Source organism: Pseudomonas sp. (assembly GCF_049653025.1).
Classification (GTDB): domain Bacteria; phylum Pseudomonadota; class Gammaproteobacteria; order Pseudomonadales; family Pseudomonadaceae; genus Aquipseudomonas.
In genome coordinates this window covers 318,509-337,502 of sequence record NZ_JBASFM010000016.1, presented here as the reverse complement: position 1 = coordinate 337,502, position 18,994 = coordinate 318,509, and the positions used below count along the sequence as shown (strand labels likewise).

Here is an 18,994-nt window from a genome sequence, read left to right as displayed (position 1 = left end):
ATTCACTGGCCGTTTTGTCATTGCCGCATGGCCGGTGCTGCCGGACAATCATCCGTAACTTCCCTGATAAGCCCGTCGCCATGACCCAGTCTGTGTTTTTCGCCCATGCCAACGGCTTCCCCTCGGCCACTTACGGCAAGCTGTTTGCCGCGCTGGCACCTGACTACTCGGTACAGCACCTGGAGCAGCATGGCCATGACCCGCGCTTTCCGGTGAACGACAACTGGAGCAACCTGGTCGATGAGCTGATCCATCACCTCGAACAAAGTCCGCAACCGGTCTGGGGCGTCGGTCACTCGCTCGGTGGCGTGTTGCATTACCACGCCGCCTTGCTGCGCCCCGAGCTGTACCTGGGCGTGGTGATGCTGGATTCGCCGGTGCTGACCCTGGCCGACAAGATGGTGATTCGCGCGGCCAAGCGCTTTGGCTTTATCGACCGCATCACCCCAGCCGGGCGCACCCTAGGCCGGCGTGAGGAGTTTGTCGACTTGGCCGAGGCGCGCGGCTATTTCGCCGGTAAAGGCCTGTTCCGCCGCTTCGATCCCGAATGCCTGGACGCCTATGTGCAACATGGCCTGCAAGCAGCGGGTAACAACCTGCGCCTGCGTTTTGATCCGGCCACGGAAATCAGCATCTATCGCAGCGTGCCGCACACCAGCCCGGGCCGTCCGCAGCAGCTGAAGGTGCCGCTGGCCATGGTTCGTGGACGGCACAGCCGGGTGGTTATGCCGCATCACGCCCATCTGGTGCGGCGCGTGCCGAAAGGCGAATACCTGACCCTGCCCGGCGGCCATATGTTTCCCCTGGAGCGCCCGCAGGACACCGCCGACTTGTTGCGCAAGCTGTTCCAGCGTTGGTCCGGACAACCCACAAGCGAGCAAAGCGCATGAGCCTGAATTTTGAAGAGGTGCGCCTGCGCCTGCCGCATATCGAGCTGGCCGCTCACCTGTATGGCCCCGAAGACGGCGTACCGGTGATTGCCCTGCACGGCTGGCTGGACAACGCCGCGAGCTTTGCCCGCCTGGCGCCTTTGCTGCCGGGGCTGCGTATCGTCGCTCTAGATTTTGCTGGTCACGGCCATTCCGATCACCGACCGCCAGGCGGCAGCTACGCCATCTGGGACTATGCCCACGATGTGCTGCAGGTCGCCGAACAGTTCGGCTGGCAGCGTTTTTCCCTGCTTGGGCATTCCATGGGGGCGATTGTCTCGGTGTTGCTGGCAGCGGCCATGCCAGAACGTATCGAGCGCCTAGCGCTGATCGATGGCCTGATTCCTTACACCGGTGAAGCCGAAACCGCGCCGCAGAAGCTCGGCGAGGCGCTCAAGGCGCAGCTGGCGCTGGCTGGCAAGAGCAAGCCGGTGTATGCGGAGTTCGATCGCGCGGTCGAGGCGCGTATGCGCGGCGTCGGTGCGGTCAGCCGCGAGGCCGCCGAATTGCTCGCCCAGCGCGGCCTGATGCCAGTGCCCGGTGGTTATACCTGGCGCACCGACAGCCGCCTGACCTTGCCGTCACCGCTGCGCCTGACCCACGCGCATGCCGTGGCGTTTGCCCGCAGCCTGCAATGCCCGGTCAAACTGGTGCTGGCGCAGCAGGGCATGCTGCTGGCCCAGTCGAGCCTCAAGCAACTGCTGGTGGATTTGCCGATCGAGGTCGCACAGCTGCCTGGCGGCCATCACCTGCACCTGGATGACGACAGCGGTGCAGCGCTGGTAGCAGACTGTTTCAAAGCTTTCCTGGGCGCGCCTTGACTTAGCCAAGTCAACTGGGGAAAGGTGTGGTCGATAGCCATGGAGATTTGCATGATCGACCTGTATACCGCCGCCACCCCCAACGGCCATAAAGCGTCCATCGCCCTGGAAGAGCTGCAACTGCCCTACAGCGTAAAGGCCCTGAGCTTCGACAAGCAGGAACAGAAAAGCCCAGCCTTCCTCGCGATCAATCCCAATGGCCGTATTCCGGCAATTGTCGACCGCGGCAACGATGATTTCGCCGTGTTCGAATCCGGCGCGATCCTGCTTTATCTCGCCGAGAAAACCGGTCAGCTGCTGCCCAGCGACGCCAAAGGCCGCTCGCGGGTGATCCAGTGGCTGATGTTCCAGATGGGCGGCGTTGGCCCTATGCAGGGTCAGGCCAATGTGTTCTTCCGCTATTTCCCGGAGAAGCTGCAAGGCCCGATCGACCGTTACCAGCATGAAACCCGCCGCCTTTATGAAGTGCTCGACACGCGCCTGAGCGAGTCGCAGTACCTGGCCGATGACTACAGCATTGCCGATATCGCCACGTATCCCTGGGTGCGCATCCACGATTGGGCCGGTGTCTCGGTCGATGGTCTGGAGCATCTGCAGCGCTGGATGGCGCAGCTCGCTGCGCGCCCGGCGGTGCAACTCGGCTTGCTGGTACCGCGGCGTGAGGAAGATGGCGACAAGGTGGTCAAGGCCGCCCAGTCGATGTTGATGAAATGAGCGCCTTTAAACGTTATGGCAGCGCACTGGCGCTGTTGTTAGTCAGCCCTGCGCTGTGGGCGGCCGATGTGGCTGGCAGCCGTGACCTTGAACCGCTGCCGCGGTTTGCCGGCAGCCAGATTGTCAGCTTCAAGGCGCTTACCGAGCAGGAGCGTATCTACCCGCAAGGGGCGATTCGGCGTATCAGCGGCAAGCTGCGTTACGAGCGCCAGGTGCCGGGGCAGGGTGAACTGACCGCGCTGACCTACGAGTTGCCGCGCAGCCATTCTGCCGCCGAGGTCTTTACCACCGCGCGCCAGGCCGTGCAGGCGCAGGACGCCGAGTTGCTTTACTGGTGCGAAGGCCGCGAGTGCGGCTCGAACAGCCTGTGGGCCAATGTGGTGTTCGAGAACTCTGTCCTGTCCGGTGCCGATGAACAGCAAAGCTATGCGCTGCTGCGCCTGGCCGCGCCACGGCAGAACAACCTGCTGGCGCTCTACAGCATCACCCGTGGCAACAAACGCGCGTACCTGCATGCCGAATTGCTGGCCGCCAATGCGCCACTGGCCGAGGTGTTACCCACTCCGGCCACCTTGCAGCGCCAGCTGAAAAGCACCGGTGAGTTGCGCCTGGCGCAACAGAGCGCCCCGACTGCCGCCTGGGTGGAGTTGCTGGCGCGCAGTCTCAACTTGAACAGCACCTTGCGCGTCAGCCTTAGCGGTGCCCAGGCCGAGGCCTGGCGTGAGGCGCTGATCGAGCAACGGGTGCGCGCCAGCCGCCTGGAACTGGGCGAGGCGAACGTCAGCGGGTTGCAACTCAACGTGCTGCACTAAGACGCCGCTGCCGGTAACCTTGGCGGTATTAACTGTTTCGGCTCTGCCTGTTGCGGCAGAGCCTTTTTTCGTGGTGCAGGGAGCTGTGTGAATGGCCAATAACGATCGCCTGCTGGTGCAGATACTGCTCCTGGGCTTGTTGGGCGCGAGCCTGTGGGTGCTGGCCCCGTTCTGGTCGGCGCTGTTCTGGGCCGCGGTGCTGTCATTTGCCAGTTGGCCGGTGATGCGCGTGCTGACGCGCCTGCTCGATGGTCGCCAGGCATTGGCGGCAGGGCTGTTGACCCTGACCTGGACGGTGGTGGTCGCGGTGCCGCTGGTGATGCTGGGTTTCAACCTGGCCGATCACATCAAGGATGTCACCGCCTTGCTCAAGGATTTCCAGGTCGACGGGCTGCCGCCGGCACCCACCTGGCTGGCCGGCGTACCGCTGGTGGGCGAGCGCCTGGTCGGCTTCTGGCAGACCATCGATCAGCAGGGCGCGGCGTTCTTCGCTACGGTGCGGCCGTATCTGGGCCAGGTCGGCAATTGGCTGCTGGCACGTAGCGCGCAGATCGGCGGTGGCATGGTGGAGTTGGCCCTGAGCCTGATTCTGGTGTTCTTCTTCTACCGTGACGGCCCGCGTCTGGCGGCGTTTGCCGAAAGCCTGCTGGAGCGCCTGATCGGCGACCGCGCCGGGCATTATCTGGAGCTGATTGCCGGCACCGTGCAGCGGGTGGTCAACGGGGTGATCGGCACTGCCGCGGCGCAGGCGATCCTGGCCTGGATCGGCTTCACCATCGCCGGCGTTCCGGGCGCGCTGATCCTGGGGCTGCTGACCTTCGGTTTTAGCCTGATCATGGTGCCGCCGCTGATCTGGGGCCCGGCCGTGGCCTGGCTGATCTGGCAGGGCGAAGTGGGCATGGCGGTTTTCCTCGGGGTGTGGGGGCTGTTTATCATCAGCGGCGTCGACAACATCCTCAAACCCTACCTGATCAGCCGTGGCGGCAACCTGCCGCTGATCGTGGTGCTGCTCGGGGTTTTCGGCGGCATCCTGGCGTTCGGCTTTATGGGCCTGTTCCTCGGCCCGACCTTGCTGGCGGTGGCCTACAGCCTGCTGGGCGACTGGGTTGGCAGCACGCCGGGGCAAGTCGCAGCGAACGCCCCGGCGCACGACGAGAAGGCCTGATAACCTGTTCTGAGCGGCCAGCTCGCACTGTTTGTACGGGTTGGCATTCTGCGCAACGGCTTCTGGCCACGCCTTGGTCGCTGACCTGCAGGGTGTTAGCCTTGCACCGCGTTGCGTCGGCTCAGGCTCGCGCAACCAGGCGGTGAGTCGCCAAGGCTCGCCGCTCTGCCTCAGGCGCACACCTGCCCAGCAGGGGTAGGCCGCGCCAGCAGGGAAGACCCCACATCAAAAACGGACTCGCAGAGACTTATCTATGAAAAAAATTGCAGGCAGCGTTGCCGGCGTTATCGTCGTCATTGCTGCATTGAGCACTGCCGGAGCCTGGTACACCGGGCAACAACTGCCCGCGGTGCTGGATGCCTCGATCAAGCAGGCCAACGAGGAAATGGCGAAAACCCTGCCGGCTGTGGGCATCACTGTATCGGTTGAGTTGCTGTCGCTGCAGCGTGCCTTGTTCAGCAGCGACGCGCGTTACCGCGTCAAGTTCAGCGGCTCGCTGGACGGTGCTGAGCCGAGCAATCTGGAATGGGTCGTCACCGACCATATCGAGCACGGGCCGTTGCCGTTGTCGCGGGTTAAAGCCCTCAAATTGATGCCAGTCATGGCCACCAGCAACTATGCGCTGGAGCGCAGCGCCGAGCTGGAAAAATGGTTTGCCGGCAGCCAGGGTGGTGCGCCCGTCAATGGCCAGGTCAGCCTCGGTTATGACCGTTCCGTGAGTGGCAACCTCAACCTGCAGCCGCTGAACGTGGCGCTGGATGAGAAGACCACGGTCGACTTCAGCGGTCTGACTGTCGACTTCGACAGCAGCGCCGATGCCGAGAAAATCGCCGCTACCGGCGCGATGGAGCGGTTCAAGATCACCTCGCAACTGGCCACCGAAGAGCGCATGAACCTCGAGTTCAAGGGCCTCAGCATCGACAGCCAGACCCGCAGGGGCAGCAGCGGCTTCTACCTGGGGCAGAACGAGGTGCGCATGCAGGTCATCGAGCTGCAGGTCGGCGAGAACGCGCCGATCCTGCTCAAGGACTTCAGCCAGCGTGATGAAACCAGCGAAAGCAATCAGCAACTGTCGGCGCGTTACAGCTACGACATCGGCATGATTAGTTATCAGGGCAACGATATCGGCTCGTCGCAGATGCTCTGGAGCGTGAAGAACCTCGACGCCGTGGCCCTGCAATCGATGATCGAGCTGTACGGCGACCTTATTCAGGCCGGCAAGGTCGACAGTGAAAGCGGTATGCCGCAGCTGACCGACGAGCAGGCTGCGTTGTTCAAGAGCGATATAGAAAAACTGTTGGCCGGCAAGCCGGGCCTGGCCCTGGAAAAACTCTCGTTCAAGACCGCCAATGGCGAAAGCAGCTTCAGCCTGGCGCTGGACCTGAACAAACCTCTGTCCTTCGAACTGCCGGCACCGCAGCTGGCCAAGCAGCTGATCACGCAGCTCGATGCCAAACTGCTGGTGTCCAAGGCCATGATCGGCGATGTGGTCGGCGTGCAGGCGGCGATTGCCGGTGAAACCGACAAGGAAGCGATTGCCCAGCAGGCGGCCATGATGGGCGAAATGGCCAGCGGTATGGCGGTGGCCAGTGAACTGGCGGTACTGCAGGGTGAGGACATCAGCTCCAGCCTGCATTACGCCGACGATCTGGTGACCTTCAACGGCAAGGCGATGACCCCCGAGCAGTTCTTCGCCATGGCCTTGGCCAGTGGTGGCGGCCTGGGTGGCGTCACGGACAGCGCCCTGAGCACAGACCCGGCAGCGGGCGAGGGCGACAGCCAGGTGCAGTAACCCGCGCCGGGCGTTCTGCCCAGCGCACACCCTCGGTACCGATACGGCCAAGTGATCTGCAACAGCAGGCACTTGGCCGTTTTGTTTGCGCCGTTAATCCGCCGCTTAATCCTGCTGATCCCTTCTCGTCCCCCTGGTTAGCGCTGTTCTGGCTGAGTTAGAGCGCTTCTTTACGCATTCTTTATGCGCAGGCCAGCTCCTGGCACTCGTTCCTTTACGCCCTGGTTGCCGACAATTTGCCCCAAGCGGTAGCCACCGCAACAAGGAGCAAACACATGAGCATTCTCGACGGGGTGTCCCTGGGCCTGGGCCTGGGACTTTTCATTTATTTGCTGGTTGCGCTGTTGCGCGCTGATCAGGCGTAGGAGCGCATATGCACAGTTACGATTTCACCTTGATCCTGGCGTTCTTCGCCCTGGTTCTGCTGCCTGCGCCCTTTGTCGGGCGTTACCTGTACCGGGTGATGGAAGGCGAGAAAACCTGGCTAAGCCCTGTGCTGCAACCGGTTGAGCGTTTCTGCTACCGGATCTCCGGGGTCGACAGCAAGACCGAACAGGATTGGAAAACCTACGCCCTGGCGCTGCTGGCCTTCACCCTGGTCAGCCTGCTGACGCTGTTCGCCATTCTGATGTTGCAAGGCGGCTTGCCGCTTAACCCGCAGCAGCTGCCGGGGCTGGAATGGACCCTGGCGTTCAACACCGCCGTGAGCTTCGTCACCAATACCAACTGGCAGGCCTACAGCGGTGAAGCCTCACTCAGCTACTTCAGCCAGATGGTTGGCCTCGGCGTGCAGAACTTCGTCAGCCCGGCGGTTGGTCTGGCCGTACTGGTGGTGTTCTGCCGCGGTATCGCGCGGCGTTCGAGCAACAGCGTCGGCAACTTCTGGGTCGACCTGACCCGTGCCACGCTCTACGGTCTACTGCCGTTCTGCCTGCTGCTGGCGATTTTCCTGGTCTGGCAGGGCGTGCCGCAGACCTTCCTCGAGTACGTGACTGCACACACCCTTGGCGGTACCGATCAGGTCGTGCCACTGGGCCCTGCGGCCAGCCAGATTGCGATCAAGCAACTGGGCACCAATGGCGGCGGCTTCTTCGGCGTCAACTCGGCGCACCCGTTCGAGAACCCCACGGCCTGGAGCAACCTGTTCGAGGTGGCCTCGATCATCCTGATTCCGGCGGCCTTGCTGTTCACCTTCGGTCACTACGTCAAGGACCTGCGTCAGAGCCGCGCGCTGCTGGCCTGCATGCTGATTCTGTTCAGCGTCGGCCTGGGCAGCACGCTGTATGCCGAGTACCAGCCGAACCCGGCCCTGGCCGCGCTGCCGATCGAGCAGAGCGGCTCGCTGGAAGGCAAGGAAAGCCGCTTCGGCACCACGGCCTCGGCGCTGTGGGCCGTGACCACCACGGCCGCCTCCAACGGCTCGGTCAACGCCATGCACGACAGTTTCAGTGCGCTGGGCGGGATGATCCCGATGTTCAACATGATGCTCGGTGAGGTGATTTTCGGCGGTGTCGGTGCTGGCCTCTACGGCATGCTGCTGTTCGTGTTGATTGCGGTATTTCTCGCCGGCCTGATGATCGGCCGCACCCCGGAATACCTCGGCAAGAAGCTCGAAGCCCGCGAAGTGCGCCTGCTGGTGGCCACCTTATTGGTAATGCCGATTGGTGTGCTGGTATTCGGCGCCCTGGCGGCCAGCCTGCCGGGCCCGGCAGCCTCGGTCACCAACCCAGGTGCCCACGGCTTTAGCCAGATTCTTTATGCCTACACCTCAGGCACTGCCAACAACGGTTCGGCCTTTGGCGGCTTTGGTGCCAACACGCCGTATCACAATCTGATGATTGGTCTGGCCATGTTGCTCGGCCGCTTCGGCTACATCCTGCCGATCCTGGCGATTGCCGGCAGCCTGGCGGCGAAGAAGCGCGCACCGGTGGGCAGCAACAGCTTCCCGACCCATGGCCCGTTGTTCGTCACCCTGCTGACCCTGACCATTCTGCTGGTCGGTGGCCTGACCTTCCTGCCGGCACTGGCCCTGGGCCCGATTGCCGAGCACCTGACCATGTTCCAGGGCTTCTAAGGGAGAACCATGATGAATGCCCAGACTCAAGTAAAAAGCCAGGTGCTGAAAAGCGCCCAGCAGCAACCGAAAACCTCGATCGCCGCGTTGTGGAAGCCCGCGCTGCGTCAGGCTTTCGTCAAACTCGATCCGCGTCAGTTGCTGCGCTCGCCGGTGATGCTGGTGGTCGAGCTGACTGCCGTGGTCACCACCGTGCTGTGCTTTATCCCCAACCCACAGGTGTCTACCGGCCTGGCCGTGCAGATTGCCCTGTGGTTGTGGTTCACCGTGCTGTTCGCTAACTTCGCCGAGGCCCTCGCCGAGGGTCGTGGCAAGGCCCGTGCCGACAGCCTCAAGGCTGGCAGTCAGGGGCTTAACGCCCGCCGGCAGAAGGGCCAGCAGTTCGAGACCGTGGCGGCCAGCAGCCTGCGTCGTGGCGATATCGTGCGGGTCGAGTCCGGTGAGCTGATCCCCGGCGACGGCGAGGTGATCGAAGGCATCGCCGCGGTCAACGAGGCGGCGATCACCGGTGAATCCGCGCCGGTGATCCGTGAGTCCGGTGGCGACCGTTCGGCCGTGACCGGCAACACCCGTGTGGTGTCCGACTGGCTGCTGGTGAAGATCACCGCCAACCCGGGCGAATCGACCCTGGACCGCATGATCGCCCTGGTCGAAGGTGCCAAACGGCAGAAAACGCCCAACGAAGTGGCGCTGGATATCCTGCTGATCGGCCTGACCCTGATCTTCCTGCTGGTGGTGGCGACCCTGCAGCCGTTTGCCCGGTTCTCCGGCGGTGACCTGCCGCTGGTGTACCTGGTGGCGCTGTTGGTGACGCTGATCCCGACCACCATCGGCGGCCTGCTCTCGGCCATCGGCATCGCCGGCATGGACCGCTTGGTGCGCCTGAATGTGATCGCCAAGTCCGGCCGTGCGGTGGAAGCGGCGGGGGACGTGCATGTGCTGCTGCTGGACAAGACCGGCACCATCACCTTTGGCAACCGTCGTTGCAGCGCGATGATCAAGTCCCCAGGCGTGTCCGGCAAGGACCTCAGCGAGGCGGCGCTGCTGGCGTCGCTGGCCGACGACACTGCCGAAGGCAAGTCGATCGTCGAGTACCTGCGGGCCTTGAGCCCGATGCAGGAGCCGGAGCACAGTTCGATCAAGTCGATTGCCTTCAGCGCCGAAACGCGTCTGTCGGGGGCCGACTGGAATGGCCATGTGTTCCGCAAGGGTGCGGTCGATTCGGTACTCAACTACCTGAATATGAGCCGCGAACAGATGCCGGCTGCGCTGGCCCGCGAGGTCGACAAGATCGCCCAGAGCGGCGGCACCCCGCTGCTGGTGGCCGGTGACGGCAAACTGCTCGGTGCCATCCACCTCAAGGACGTGGTCAAGCCGGGTATTCGCGAGCGTTTCGCCGAGCTGCGCGCCATGGGCATTCGCACCGTGATGGTGACCGGCGACAATCCGCTGACTGCCGCCGCGATTGCCGCCGAAGCGGGCGTCGATGACCTGATCGCCGAAGCCACTCCGGAGAAGAAGCTGCAACGCATCCGCTCCGAGCAGGCCGAAGGCAAGATGGTCGCCATGTGCGGCGACGGTGCCAACGACGCCCCGGCGCTGGCCCAGGCCGACGTCGGCCTGGCGATGAACGACGGCACCCAGGCCGCCCGCGAGGCCGCGAATCTGGTCGACTTGGACAGCGACCCGACCAAGCTGCTCGACGTGGTGCAGGTGGGCAAGGAGCTGCTGGTGACCCGTGGCGCGCTGACCACCTTCTCGGTGGCCAACGATGTGGCCAAGTACTTCGCCATCCTCCCGGCGCTGTTCGCCGGCATCTACCCGCAACTCGGCGCGCTTAACCTGATGCAGCTGCACAGTCCGCAGAGCGCGATTCTCTCGGCCATCGTGTTCAACGCGCTGATCATCGTCGCGCTGATCCCCCTGGCCCTGCGTGGGGTGCGCGTGCAGGCCGCCGATGCCGCCAGCCTGCTGCGGCGCAACCTGCTGATCTACGGCCTGGGCGGCCTGGTTGCGCCCTTTGTCGGGATCAAGGTGATCGATGCGCTGCTGGTGGCGATCGGCCTGGTTTAACGGCTTAAGCGACCCGTATTGCGCAATGGTGGACAGGCCCCGTGCTGTCCACCTCACAAGTGAAGAGTGGAGAATCATCATGCTTAAACAACTTCGTCCAGCCATCAGCGTGTTGGCTTTTATGACCCTGGTGACCGGCGTCGCCTATCCCTTGAGCGTTACCGCGATTGCCCAGTTGGCGTTCGCCGAGCAGGCCAATGGCAGCCTGGTACGTGACAGCCAGGGTGAGGTGCGCGGCAGCAGCCTGCTGGCGCAGCCATTTAGCGGTGCCGAGTGGTTTGAGTCGCGTCCATCGGCCGCCGGTTTCGCCACCGTGGCCAGCGGCGCGAGCAACCTGGCGCCGAGCAACCCGGCGTTGGCCGAGCGTATCGCCGCAGATGCCCAGCGTTTGCAGGCTGAAGGCCAGGGCGCGGTACCGATGCAGCTGGTGACCACCTCGGCCAGCGGCCTCGACCCGCACCTGTCGCCAGCGGCAGCACAGTTCCAGATCGCCCGTATTGCCGCTGCCCGCGGCATTGCGCCGGCTAGCCTGGAGCGGCTGGTCGAGCAGCATGTGGAAAAACCATTGGTTGGACCTGCTGTGGTTAACGTACTGGCGCTGAACCTGGCGCTGGCCGACAATTCGCCTCCCGCTAAAGCTGAGTAAGTTGCATGAGTGATGCCGTACGGGCCGATGCCCTGCTTGATGAGATGCCGCGAGAAGGGCGCGGCCGGCTGAAGGTCTTCCTCGGGGCGGCACCGGGCGTGGGTAAGACCTACGCCATGCTGCAGGCGGCGCAGGCGCAACTGCGCCAGGGCGTCGACCTGCGCGTCGGGGTGGTGGAAACCCACGGCCGCGCGGAAACCGAGGCGATGCTCACCGGCTTGCCACAGCAGCCGCAGCAGCGCCTGGAATACCGTGGGGTCGCACTCAACGAGATGGACCTCGACGGCATCCTCGCTAATCCGCCGAAGTTGCTGTTGGTCGATGAGCTGGCCCACAGCAACGCCCCCGGCAGTCGTCACAGCAAGCGCTGGCAGGATGTGCAGGAGCTGCTGGATGCGGGCATCGACATCTACAGCACGGTCAATGTGCAGCACCTCGAAGCGCTCAACGACCAGGTGCGCGATATCACCGGCGTGCAGGTGCGCGAAACCCTGCCGGACTGGGTGTTGCAGGAAGCCGACGAGATCCTGCTGATCGACCTGCCGCCGCGCGAACTGCTCGAACGCCTGCGCGAGGGCAAGGTGTATGTGCCCGAACAGGCGCGTGCGGCTATCGATGCGTTCTTCAGCCAGACCAACCTCACCGCGTTGCGTGAACTGGCGATGCAGACCGCCGCCGCGCGGGTGGATGCCGACCTTAATCGGCGCTATCGCCAGCAAGGCCAGCAGGCACCCACCGTGCGCGGGCGTTTGCTGGTCGGCATCGACGGTGATGCCCAGGCCGAGCGCCTGGTGCGGCATGCCTGTCGGGTGGCCGAGCGGCGGCATCTGCCCTGGTCGGTGTTGCATGTGGACACCGGCGGCAAACGTGACGAAGAGAGCCTGGGTAATCTGCAAGCGGCGCAGCAGTTGGCCGAACGCCTCGGCGGCGAGGTGGTCAGCTTGCGCGGCGAGGTGGTGTCGCGCACCCTGATCGAACACGCCCGCGAGCGGCGTGCCAGCCTGTTGCTGGTTGGTCGCAGCCGTCAGCGCCTGCGCCGCCGCTGGTTCGGTCGTGGCCTGGCCGAGCGTTTGCTGGCGCAGGGCCATGGGCTGGAGATCAGTGTGCTCGATACCGAGGCCGATCAGGCCCCGGCCGTGCGTCGCCGTGCGCAACCGCTGGCCTGGGCGGATTACCTGCAGGCCGCGCTCGCGACTCTGGTGGCGAGTGGCGTGGCGCTAGGTCTGTCGCGCTTCCTCGAATTGCCGAATATCTCGCTGATCTTTCTCACTGCCGTGCTGGTGGTGGCGGTGCGCAGCAGCCTGGGGCCTGCGCTGGCCTGCGCTGGCTTGTCATTTCTGGCTTACAACTTTTTGTTTATCCCGCCGACCTTCACCCTGACCATCGAACGCCAGGAAGATGTGCTGACCCTGCTGTTCTTCCTGGTCATGGCCGGGCTGACTGGCAACCTGGCCAGCCGTCAGCGCCGCCAGTTGCAGGCGCTGCGCCAGACCCAGGCGGAAACCACCGCTTTGCTCGAGTTGTCACGCAAGCTGACCGCCGCCACCGACCGCCAGGCTGTGCTGGCGGCGGCCATTCAGCAGTTCGCCCAGTGGCATGAGGTTGAGATCAGCCTGCTGGCACGCAGCAGCGATGGCGTATGGAAGGTCGAGGCCGGCGTCCAGCGTCTGCTCACCGAGCAGGAGCGGGCGGCGGCCGATTGGTCCTGGCAACACGACCAGCCGGCCGGCCTGGGCACGGGCACCTTGCCGGGTGGTCGTTGGTGGTGGTCACCGTTGTCGGGCGAGGAAGGCCCGTTGGCATTGCTTGGCGTCAGCCCCAAGGACGGCGGCGCACTGCCGGCTGAGCAGCGCCGCTTGATTACCGCCCTTGGCCAGCCCTTGGCCCAGGCGCTGGAGCGCGCGCAACTGGCCGCGGACCTCGAGGCCGCGCGCCTGCATGGGCAGACCGAGGAGCTGCGCAGTGCGCTGCTGGCCTCGGTATCGCACGACCTGCGCACGCCGCTGACCGCCATGCGTGGCTCGATCGACAGCCTGCTGGCCCTTGGCGAGCAGATCCCCCTGGCCGATCGCCGTGAGTTGCTCGAAGGCACCCGCGACGAGGCCGAGCGCCTCGACCGCTACATCCAGAACCTGCTGGACATGACCCGCCTGGGCCATGGCGGCTTGAAGCTGGCGCGCGACTGGGTGGCCCCGGCCGATATCGTCGCCAGCTCCGTGCAGCGTCTGCGTCCGGTACTGGCCGCGCTGCAGGTCGAGATCGTGGTGCCGCGTGATCTGCCGCTGCTGTATGTGCATGCCGCGCTGATCGAACAGGCGCTGGTCAACGTATTGGAGAACGCCGCGCGCTTCTCGCCGGCACAAGGGCGCTTGCGCGTGGCGATAGACTGCGATGCACAGGAGCTGCGCTTTAGCGTCAGCGACCAGGGCCCGGGGATTCCCGAGCACGAGCGCAGCAAGATTTTCGATATGTTCTACACCGCCGCCCGTGGCGATCGGGGCGGGCAGGGTACCGGGCTGGGTCTGGCGATCTGTCAGGGTATGCTGGGTGCCCATGGTGGCCGCGTCAGCGTTGGTGATGGCCTCGATGGCCAGGGTGCGAGCCTGGTGTTGCACCTGCCGCTGCACCCGCAGCCGCTGATGGAAGAAGACCTTTAAGTGGAACCTGCATGAGTCATAACCAAGCGACCATTCTGGTCATCGACGATGAGGCGCAGATCCGCAAGTTCCTGCGTATCAGCCTCGCCGCGCAAGGCTACAAGGTGCTCGAAGGGGCCAATGGCGGCGAGGGCCTGGCCCAGGCGGCACTGGGCAAGCCGGATCTGGTGGTGCTCGACCTCGGCCTGCCGGACATGGACGGCCAGCAGGTGCTGCGCGAATTGCGCGCCTGGTCGCCGGTGCCGGTGCTGGTGCTCTCGGTGCGCGCCAGCGAAGGCGAAAAAGTCCTGGCGCTGGACGGTGGGGCCAATGACTACGTGACCAAGCCTTTTGGCATTCAGGAGTTCCTCGCCCGCGTGCGCGTGCTGTTGCGCTTGGCCGGCGGCACGGAACAGGCCAGCGCAGCGGTCAGCAGTGGCCCGCTACAGGTGGATTTCGCCTACCGGCGGGTCAGTCTGGATGACCTCGAAATCAGCCTGACGCGCAAGGAGTACGCGGTGTTGGCGCAACTGGCGCGGCATATCGGCCGGGTGGTAACCCAGCAGCAGTTGCTCAAGGACATCTGGGGACCGAGCCACGTCGAGGACAGCCACTACCTGCGCGTGGTGGTTGGCCATCTGCGGCAGAAACTCGGCGATGACCCCACCGCGCCGCGCTTTATCGTCACCGAGGCAGGTGTCGGTTATCGCCTACGGGATTCAGCCTAAGGGTTAGAGCTTTTTAGGATCTTGCGAGCTAGAGCCAGACAAGGCGCTACGTTAGTAACAGCCTCCGGCTGGTCAAAACGCCGAGGAAGCGGAGTTTACTGGCTGTAAATGAGCATTCCGAGGCTGTTTTTAACGCTGGATGGCCGGCGCGCAGCAGATCGTAAAAAGCTCTAGCGGTCGCCACGCTCGTACTTGTCTAGGGTATCGCTGGCGATCTGCCGGCCGAGCATGATCAGCTCCGGTGCCTTGTAGAACTCGAAGAAACGGCAGACGCGCTTGGGTACGTTGATCAGGATGTCCGGCGGATAACCGGCGATCTTGTACTGCGCCAATGAGGTCTGCATCACCTCGAAGCTCTGGTTGATCAGCTCCAGCAGTGAGGCCGGGCCGCTGAGGTCGGCGACTCGCGAACCGCTGGCGGATTTCGGCGCGGCCGGTTTGTCCAGGTTGCCCCGGGGGCTCTGTTGCCAGGGGTTGATCGCTTCGGCTTGCAGCGGGTTGCTGTTGTCCTCGAGCAGAAGCAGTTCGTCGTCTTCGCCGGGTTTGCGCTTGAACGAGGGCAGGCGTGAGCCGAGTGAGCTCATCAGTAAGTCGAAACGCCCCTTCAGCGCTGGCGCGCGTTCGATCACCGGCAGTTCATAGTGCTGCTGATTAGTCGAGTTGAGGTTGACCGCGATGATCAGGTCGCAGTGTGCGGACACCACCGGCACGATGGGCAACGGGTTGAGCAGGCCGCCGTCGACCAGCATGCGCTTGCCTTGCACCACCGGGGTAAACAGGCTGGGAATCGCCGCCGAGGCGCGCATGGCCTGGTGCAGGCAGCCTTCCTGGAACCAGATCTCCTGCTGGTTGGTGAGGTCGGTGGCCACGGCGGTAAAGGGGATGGACAGCTCTTCGATATTGATTTCGCCGACTATCTCGCGAATCTTGCCGAACACTTTTTCGCCGCGAATCGCCCCCAGGCGAAAACTCACATCGATCAGGCGCAGCACGTCCAGATAGTCCAGGCTCTGGGTCCAGTCGCGGTACTCGTTGAGCTTACCGGCGGCGTAGATGCCGCCGACCACCGCGCCCATCGAGCAGCCGGCGATACAGGCAATCTCGTAACCCCGGGCCTCGAGTTCCTCGATCACGCCGATATGCGCATAACCGCGTGCGCCCCCGGAACCCAGTACCAGCGCAATGCGCTTGCTCATTCAGTAACCTCCGCCAAACATTAGTGTCCGAACATACGCGCCGTACCACGCGCCGCCAAGGCGCGATTTGCTAGACTCGCCGCCTGTCGAGGCGATACGAGCAATCCAATGAGCGAGCCCATCCGTTTGACCCAGTACAGCCACGGTGCTGGCTGTGGCTGCAAGATTTCTCCCAAGGTGCTGGAGGTGATCCTGGCGGGCAGTGGCGCACAGAACCTCGACCCGAAACTCTGGGTGGGCAATACCTCGCGTGACGATGCGGCGGTGTATGCCATCGATGAAGAGCGTGGGGTGGTGTCGACCACCGATTTCTTTATGCCGATTGTCGATGACCCTTTTGATTTCGGCCGTATCGCAGCCACCAATGCGATCAGCGACATCTACGCCATGGGCGGCGACCCGCTGATGGCCATCGCCATTCTCGGCTGGCCGGTCAATCTGTTGCCGCCTGAAGTGGCCCGCGAAGTGATTCGTGGCGGCCGCGCGGTGTGTGACGAGGCCGGTATTGCCCTGGCCGGTGGGCATTCCATTGACGCGCCGGAACCGATCTTCGGCCTTGCCGTGACTGGGCTGGTGGAAAAGCGCCATATGAAGCGCAACGACACTGCCCGCGCCGGTTGCCAGCTGTACCTGACCAAGCCGCTGGGCATCGGCATCCTCACTACCGCCGAGAAGAAATCCAAGCTGCGTCCGGAGGATGTCGGCCTGGCGCGGGACTGGATGTGCACCCTGAACAAACCGGGCAGCCGCTTCGGCAAGCTGGCCGGGGTTACCGCGATGACCGACGTGACCGGCTTCGGCCTGCTCGGCCATCTGCTGGAAATGGCCGACGGCAGTGGCCTGACCGCGCGTATCGAGTTCGCCAAGGTGCCGCGCCTGCCGGGTATCGACTATTACCTGGAGCAGGGCTGCGTGCCGGGCGGTACGCTGCGCAACTTCGACAGTTACGGTGAGAAACTGGCCCCGCTCAGTGAGCGGCATCAGCAGTTGCTCTGTGACCCGCAAACCAGTGGCGGCTTGCTGGTGGCGGTGAGCGCCGAAGGCGAGACGGAGTTCCTCGCCGTGGCGGCCGAACTGGGCTTGCAACTGGAGCCGATTGGCCAACTGCTGGAGCGACAGCGTTACGCCGTCGAGGTGCTCTGATGCGTGAGGATATCCGCGATATCCGTCAGCTGTTTCTCCAGCACACGCCGATGATGGATGCCCGTGCGCCGGCTGAGTTCAGCAAGGGCGCATTTCCCGGGGTGGTCAATCTGCCGCTGATGGACGATGGCGAGCGGCAGAAGGTCGGCACCTGTTACAAGCAGCAGGGTCAGCAGGCGGCCATCGAACTGGGTCACCAACTGGTCAGCGGTGCGCTCAAGGCTCAGCGCATCGAAGCCTGGGCAGCGTTCGCCAAGGCCAATCCCGAGGGTTACCTGTATTGCTTTCGCGGCGGCTTGCGTTCGCAGATCGTCCAGCAATGGCTGAAAAGCGAAGCGGGCATCGACTACCCCAAGGTCGTGGGCGGCTATAAGGCGATGCGCGGCTTCTTGCTGGAAACCACCCAGCAGGCCGTCGAACAGTGCGATTTCGTGTTGGTCGGTGGCATGACCGGCACCGGCAAAACCGAAGTGATCGCCCAGTTGAGCAATAGCCTGGATCTGGAAGGCCATGCCAACCACCGCGGTTCCAGCTTCGGCAAGCGCGCCACTGCTCAGCCGGCGCAGATCGATTTCGAGAACGCCCTGGCCATCGATATTCTGCGCAAACGCGCCGCCGGCCAGCAGCAGTTCGTGCTGGAAGACGAGGGCCGGATCGTCGGCAAGTGCTCGTTGCCGCTGGAGCTGTACCAGGGCATGCAGGCCTTCCCGTTGGTGTGGCTGGAGGACAGCCTGGCCAGCCGGGTCGAGCGCATCCTCAGGGACTACGTGATTGACCTGAGCGCTGAATTTATCGCCTTGCTCGGCCCAGAAGAGGGCTTCAAGGTGTTTGCCGAACGCCTGCAGCAGAGCCTGGCAAATATCCTCAAGCGCCTCGGCGGCGAACGTTTTCAGCGTTTGGCGGCGATCATGGATCAGGCGCTGCTGGAACAGGCCAATGACGGCGTGGTCGATACCCACCGCGGCTGGATCGAGGCGCTGCTGGTGGAGTACTACGACCCGATGTATGTGTTCCAGCGCGAGAACAAGGCCGGGCGCATCGAGTTTGTCGGTGAGCAGGCGGCCGTGGTGGCGTTCTTGCGCCAACGCGGGCAGGTTTGAGGCACGGCACTTTTACCGGGCATGCGCGTCATAGCAGACGAGTTGCCGATTTTTATTACTCTGGGAGTTACCTGATGAAACTGTGGATCGTGTTGCCCATGCTGCTGTTGGTGCTCAGTGGTTGCGCCGGCAAAACGGCGTATCGCAACAGCTGCGCCAACCAGCTTGACGCCGCCTGGCGTGAACTGGACCTGGCCAAGGCCGAAGGCTTTGCCGGGACCGTGAGCTACTCCAAGGCGGTGTCGCTGCTCACCGCAGCGAAGACCCAGCAGCAGTTTGAGGGCTATGAGGGTTGCACCGCCAAGTCCGAACGTGCGCGCTTCTACATCCGCGAATCGCGAGCGGGGCGCTGATGCAGCTGGATTTCACCGCGCTTACCCCGCTCGAGCGCTACCGCTGGCTGGCCTCGACGGTCACGCCCAGGCCCATTGCCTGGGTTTCAAGTCTGTCGGCGGAGGGTGTCAGTAACCTGGCACCGTTCAGCTTCTTTCAGGTGATCAGCGATGACCCGCCGACCCTGATGGTCAACGTCAACCATCGCCCCGATGGCAGCCTCAAGGACACCCTGCGCAATGTGCAGGCCACGGGCGAACTGGTGATCCAGTTGGTGTCCTTCGCCCAGGCCGAGGCGATGAATGCCAGCGCCGCGGTGCTGCCTTACGGCATCAGCGAGTTTGAGCATTGCGGCATCGCCAGCCTGCCGTCGGTGCAGGTCAAGCCGCCACGGGTGGTCGGTGCGGCTGTGGCCTTCGAGTGCAAGTTGGTCGAGGCCATGCCGTATCCGCCGGCTGCGCCCAACTGTCACCTGCTGTTTGCTCAGGTGCTGCTCGCGCATATCGATGAGCAGGTGCTCAACGAGCAAGGCCGCATCGATGCCGGCAGGCTCGACCTGGTCGGCCGCCTTGGCGGCACGGCCTACACCCGTACCAGTCAGCGCTTTGATCTGACGCGGCCGTCCTGATAACCGGTATCGGATCTGCTGCGCGTCGGCGATACGGCGTTAGAAATGACCTCAGGCTGCTCATTTACAGCCAGTAAACTCCGCGCCCTCGGCCATTTCTGCCTTGTCTCGCTCTAGCTCGCGAGATCCGAATCCAGTCATGAGGCATCCGTGTCACAAGTTCGTCAGTAAAGGTTTCCAGTGGCTATGCCGTGCCGGGCTGGC

Annotated in this window: 17 protein-coding genes; 16 read left to right on the top strand and 1 reads right to left on the bottom strand. The window is 63.8% G+C overall.

Annotated elements, in window-relative coordinates; translation table 11 throughout:
* The first annotated feature begins 80 nt into the window (after positions 1–80).
* From WBK23_RS13365 to WBK23_RS13310, 12 genes are all read left to right on the top strand, one after another.
* Positions 81–890, top strand: coding sequence for an alpha/beta fold hydrolase (locus tag WBK23_RS13365; protein WP_424484429.1), 810 nt, complete (start codon positions 81–83; stop codon positions 888–890).
* Positions 887–1,750: an alpha/beta fold hydrolase gene (locus tag WBK23_RS13360; RefSeq protein WP_424484428.1), complete on the top strand. Its 864-nt coding sequence runs from the start codon at positions 887–889 to the stop codon at positions 1,748–1,750. Before WBK23_RS13365 ends, WBK23_RS13360 begins: the two co-directional genes overlap by 4 nt.
* A gap of 51 nt (positions 1,751–1,801) precedes the next feature.
* Entirely contained in the window at positions 1,802–2,464 is a 663-nt protein-coding gene (locus WBK23_RS13355; protein WP_424484427.1) for a glutathione S-transferase family protein, read from the top strand.
* On the top strand, positions 2,461–3,276 hold the full coding sequence (locus WBK23_RS13350) for a DUF4892 domain-containing protein (RefSeq protein ID WP_424484426.1): 816 nt from the start codon (positions 2,461–2,463) through the stop codon (positions 3,274–3,276). The genes WBK23_RS13355 and WBK23_RS13350 overlap by 4 nt, the downstream gene beginning before the upstream one ends.
* 91 nt (positions 3,277–3,367) lie before the next feature.
* The gene (locus WBK23_RS13345; protein ID WP_424484425.1) at positions 3,368–4,441 is read left to right on the top strand and encodes an AI-2E family transporter; all 1,074 of its coding nucleotides are present in this window, start codon (positions 3,368–3,370) and stop codon (positions 4,439–4,441) included.
* Between the two features lie 253 nt (positions 4,442–4,694).
* On the top strand, positions 4,695–6,233 hold the full coding sequence (locus tag WBK23_RS13340; protein ID WP_424484424.1) for a YdgA family protein: 1,539 nt from the start codon (positions 4,695–4,697) through the stop codon (positions 6,231–6,233).
* 275 nt (positions 6,234–6,508) lie between these two features.
* The gene (gene kdpF / locus WBK23_RS13335) at positions 6,509–6,598 is read left to right on the top strand and encodes a K(+)-transporting ATPase subunit F (RefSeq protein ID WP_424484423.1); all 90 of its coding nucleotides are present in this window, start codon (positions 6,509–6,511) and stop codon (positions 6,596–6,598) included.
* A gap of 8 nt (positions 6,599–6,606) precedes the next feature.
* Positions 6,607–8,307: a potassium-transporting ATPase subunit KdpA gene (gene kdpA / locus WBK23_RS13330; protein WP_424484422.1), complete on the top strand. Its 1,701-nt coding sequence runs from the start codon at positions 6,607–6,609 to the stop codon at positions 8,305–8,307.
* 12 nt (positions 8,308–8,319) lie between these two features.
* Positions 8,320–10,380 carry a potassium-transporting ATPase subunit KdpB gene (gene kdpB / locus WBK23_RS13325; RefSeq protein ID WP_424484421.1) on the top strand — a complete coding sequence of 687 codons (2,061 nt, stop codon included), beginning with the start codon at positions 8,320–8,322 and terminating at the stop codon, positions 10,378–10,380.
* A gap of 79 nt (positions 10,381–10,459) precedes the next feature.
* Entirely contained in the window at positions 10,460–11,026 is a 567-nt protein-coding gene (kdpC, locus tag WBK23_RS13320) for a potassium-transporting ATPase subunit KdpC (RefSeq protein ID WP_424484420.1), read from the top strand.
* Positions 11,027–11,031: 5 nt separating this feature from the next.
* Positions 11,032–13,683: a DUF4118 domain-containing protein gene (locus WBK23_RS13315; RefSeq protein ID WP_424484419.1), complete on the top strand. Its 2,652-nt coding sequence runs from the start codon at positions 11,032–11,034 to the stop codon at positions 13,681–13,683.
* A gap of 11 nt (positions 13,684–13,694) precedes the next feature.
* Positions 13,695–14,390 carry a response regulator gene (locus WBK23_RS13310; protein WP_424484418.1) on the top strand — a complete coding sequence of 232 codons (696 nt, stop codon included), beginning with the start codon at positions 13,695–13,697 and terminating at the stop codon, positions 14,388–14,390.
* 170 nt (positions 14,391–14,560) lie between these two features.
* On the opposite strand, the gene WBK23_RS13305 is transcribed toward WBK23_RS13310, so the two are convergent.
* Positions 14,561–15,586, bottom strand: a complete 1,026-nt coding sequence (locus WBK23_RS13305) for a patatin-like phospholipase family protein (RefSeq protein WP_424484417.1) — start codon at positions 15,584–15,586, stop codon at positions 14,561–14,563.
* Between the two features lie 108 nt (positions 15,587–15,694).
* Here WBK23_RS13305 and selD point away from each other — a divergent pair, with 108 nt between their 5' ends.
* The 4 genes from selD (at position 15,695) to WBK23_RS13285 (ending at position 18,790) form a co-directional block, all read left to right on the top strand.
* On the top strand, positions 15,695–16,729 hold the full coding sequence (gene selD, locus WBK23_RS13300) for a selenide, water dikinase SelD (protein WP_424484416.1): 1,035 nt from the start codon (positions 15,695–15,697) through the stop codon (positions 16,727–16,729).
* Positions 16,729–17,829, top strand: coding sequence for a tRNA 2-selenouridine(34) synthase MnmH (gene mnmH / locus WBK23_RS13295; protein ID WP_424484415.1), 1,101 nt, complete (start codon positions 16,729–16,731; stop codon positions 17,827–17,829). The genes selD and mnmH overlap by 1 nt, the downstream gene beginning before the upstream one ends.
* A gap of 74 nt (positions 17,830–17,903) precedes the next feature.
* Complete coding sequence (locus WBK23_RS13290; RefSeq protein WP_424484414.1) at positions 17,904–18,182, top strand: hypothetical protein; 279 nt, start codon at positions 17,904–17,906, stop codon at positions 18,180–18,182.
* Positions 18,182–18,790 (top strand): flavin reductase family protein, encoded by a 609-nt coding sequence (locus tag WBK23_RS13285; RefSeq protein ID WP_424484413.1) that lies wholly within the window; start codon positions 18,182–18,184, stop codon positions 18,788–18,790. Before WBK23_RS13290 ends, WBK23_RS13285 begins: the two co-directional genes overlap by 1 nt.
* The last annotated feature ends 204 nt before the right edge of the window (positions 18,791–18,994 follow it).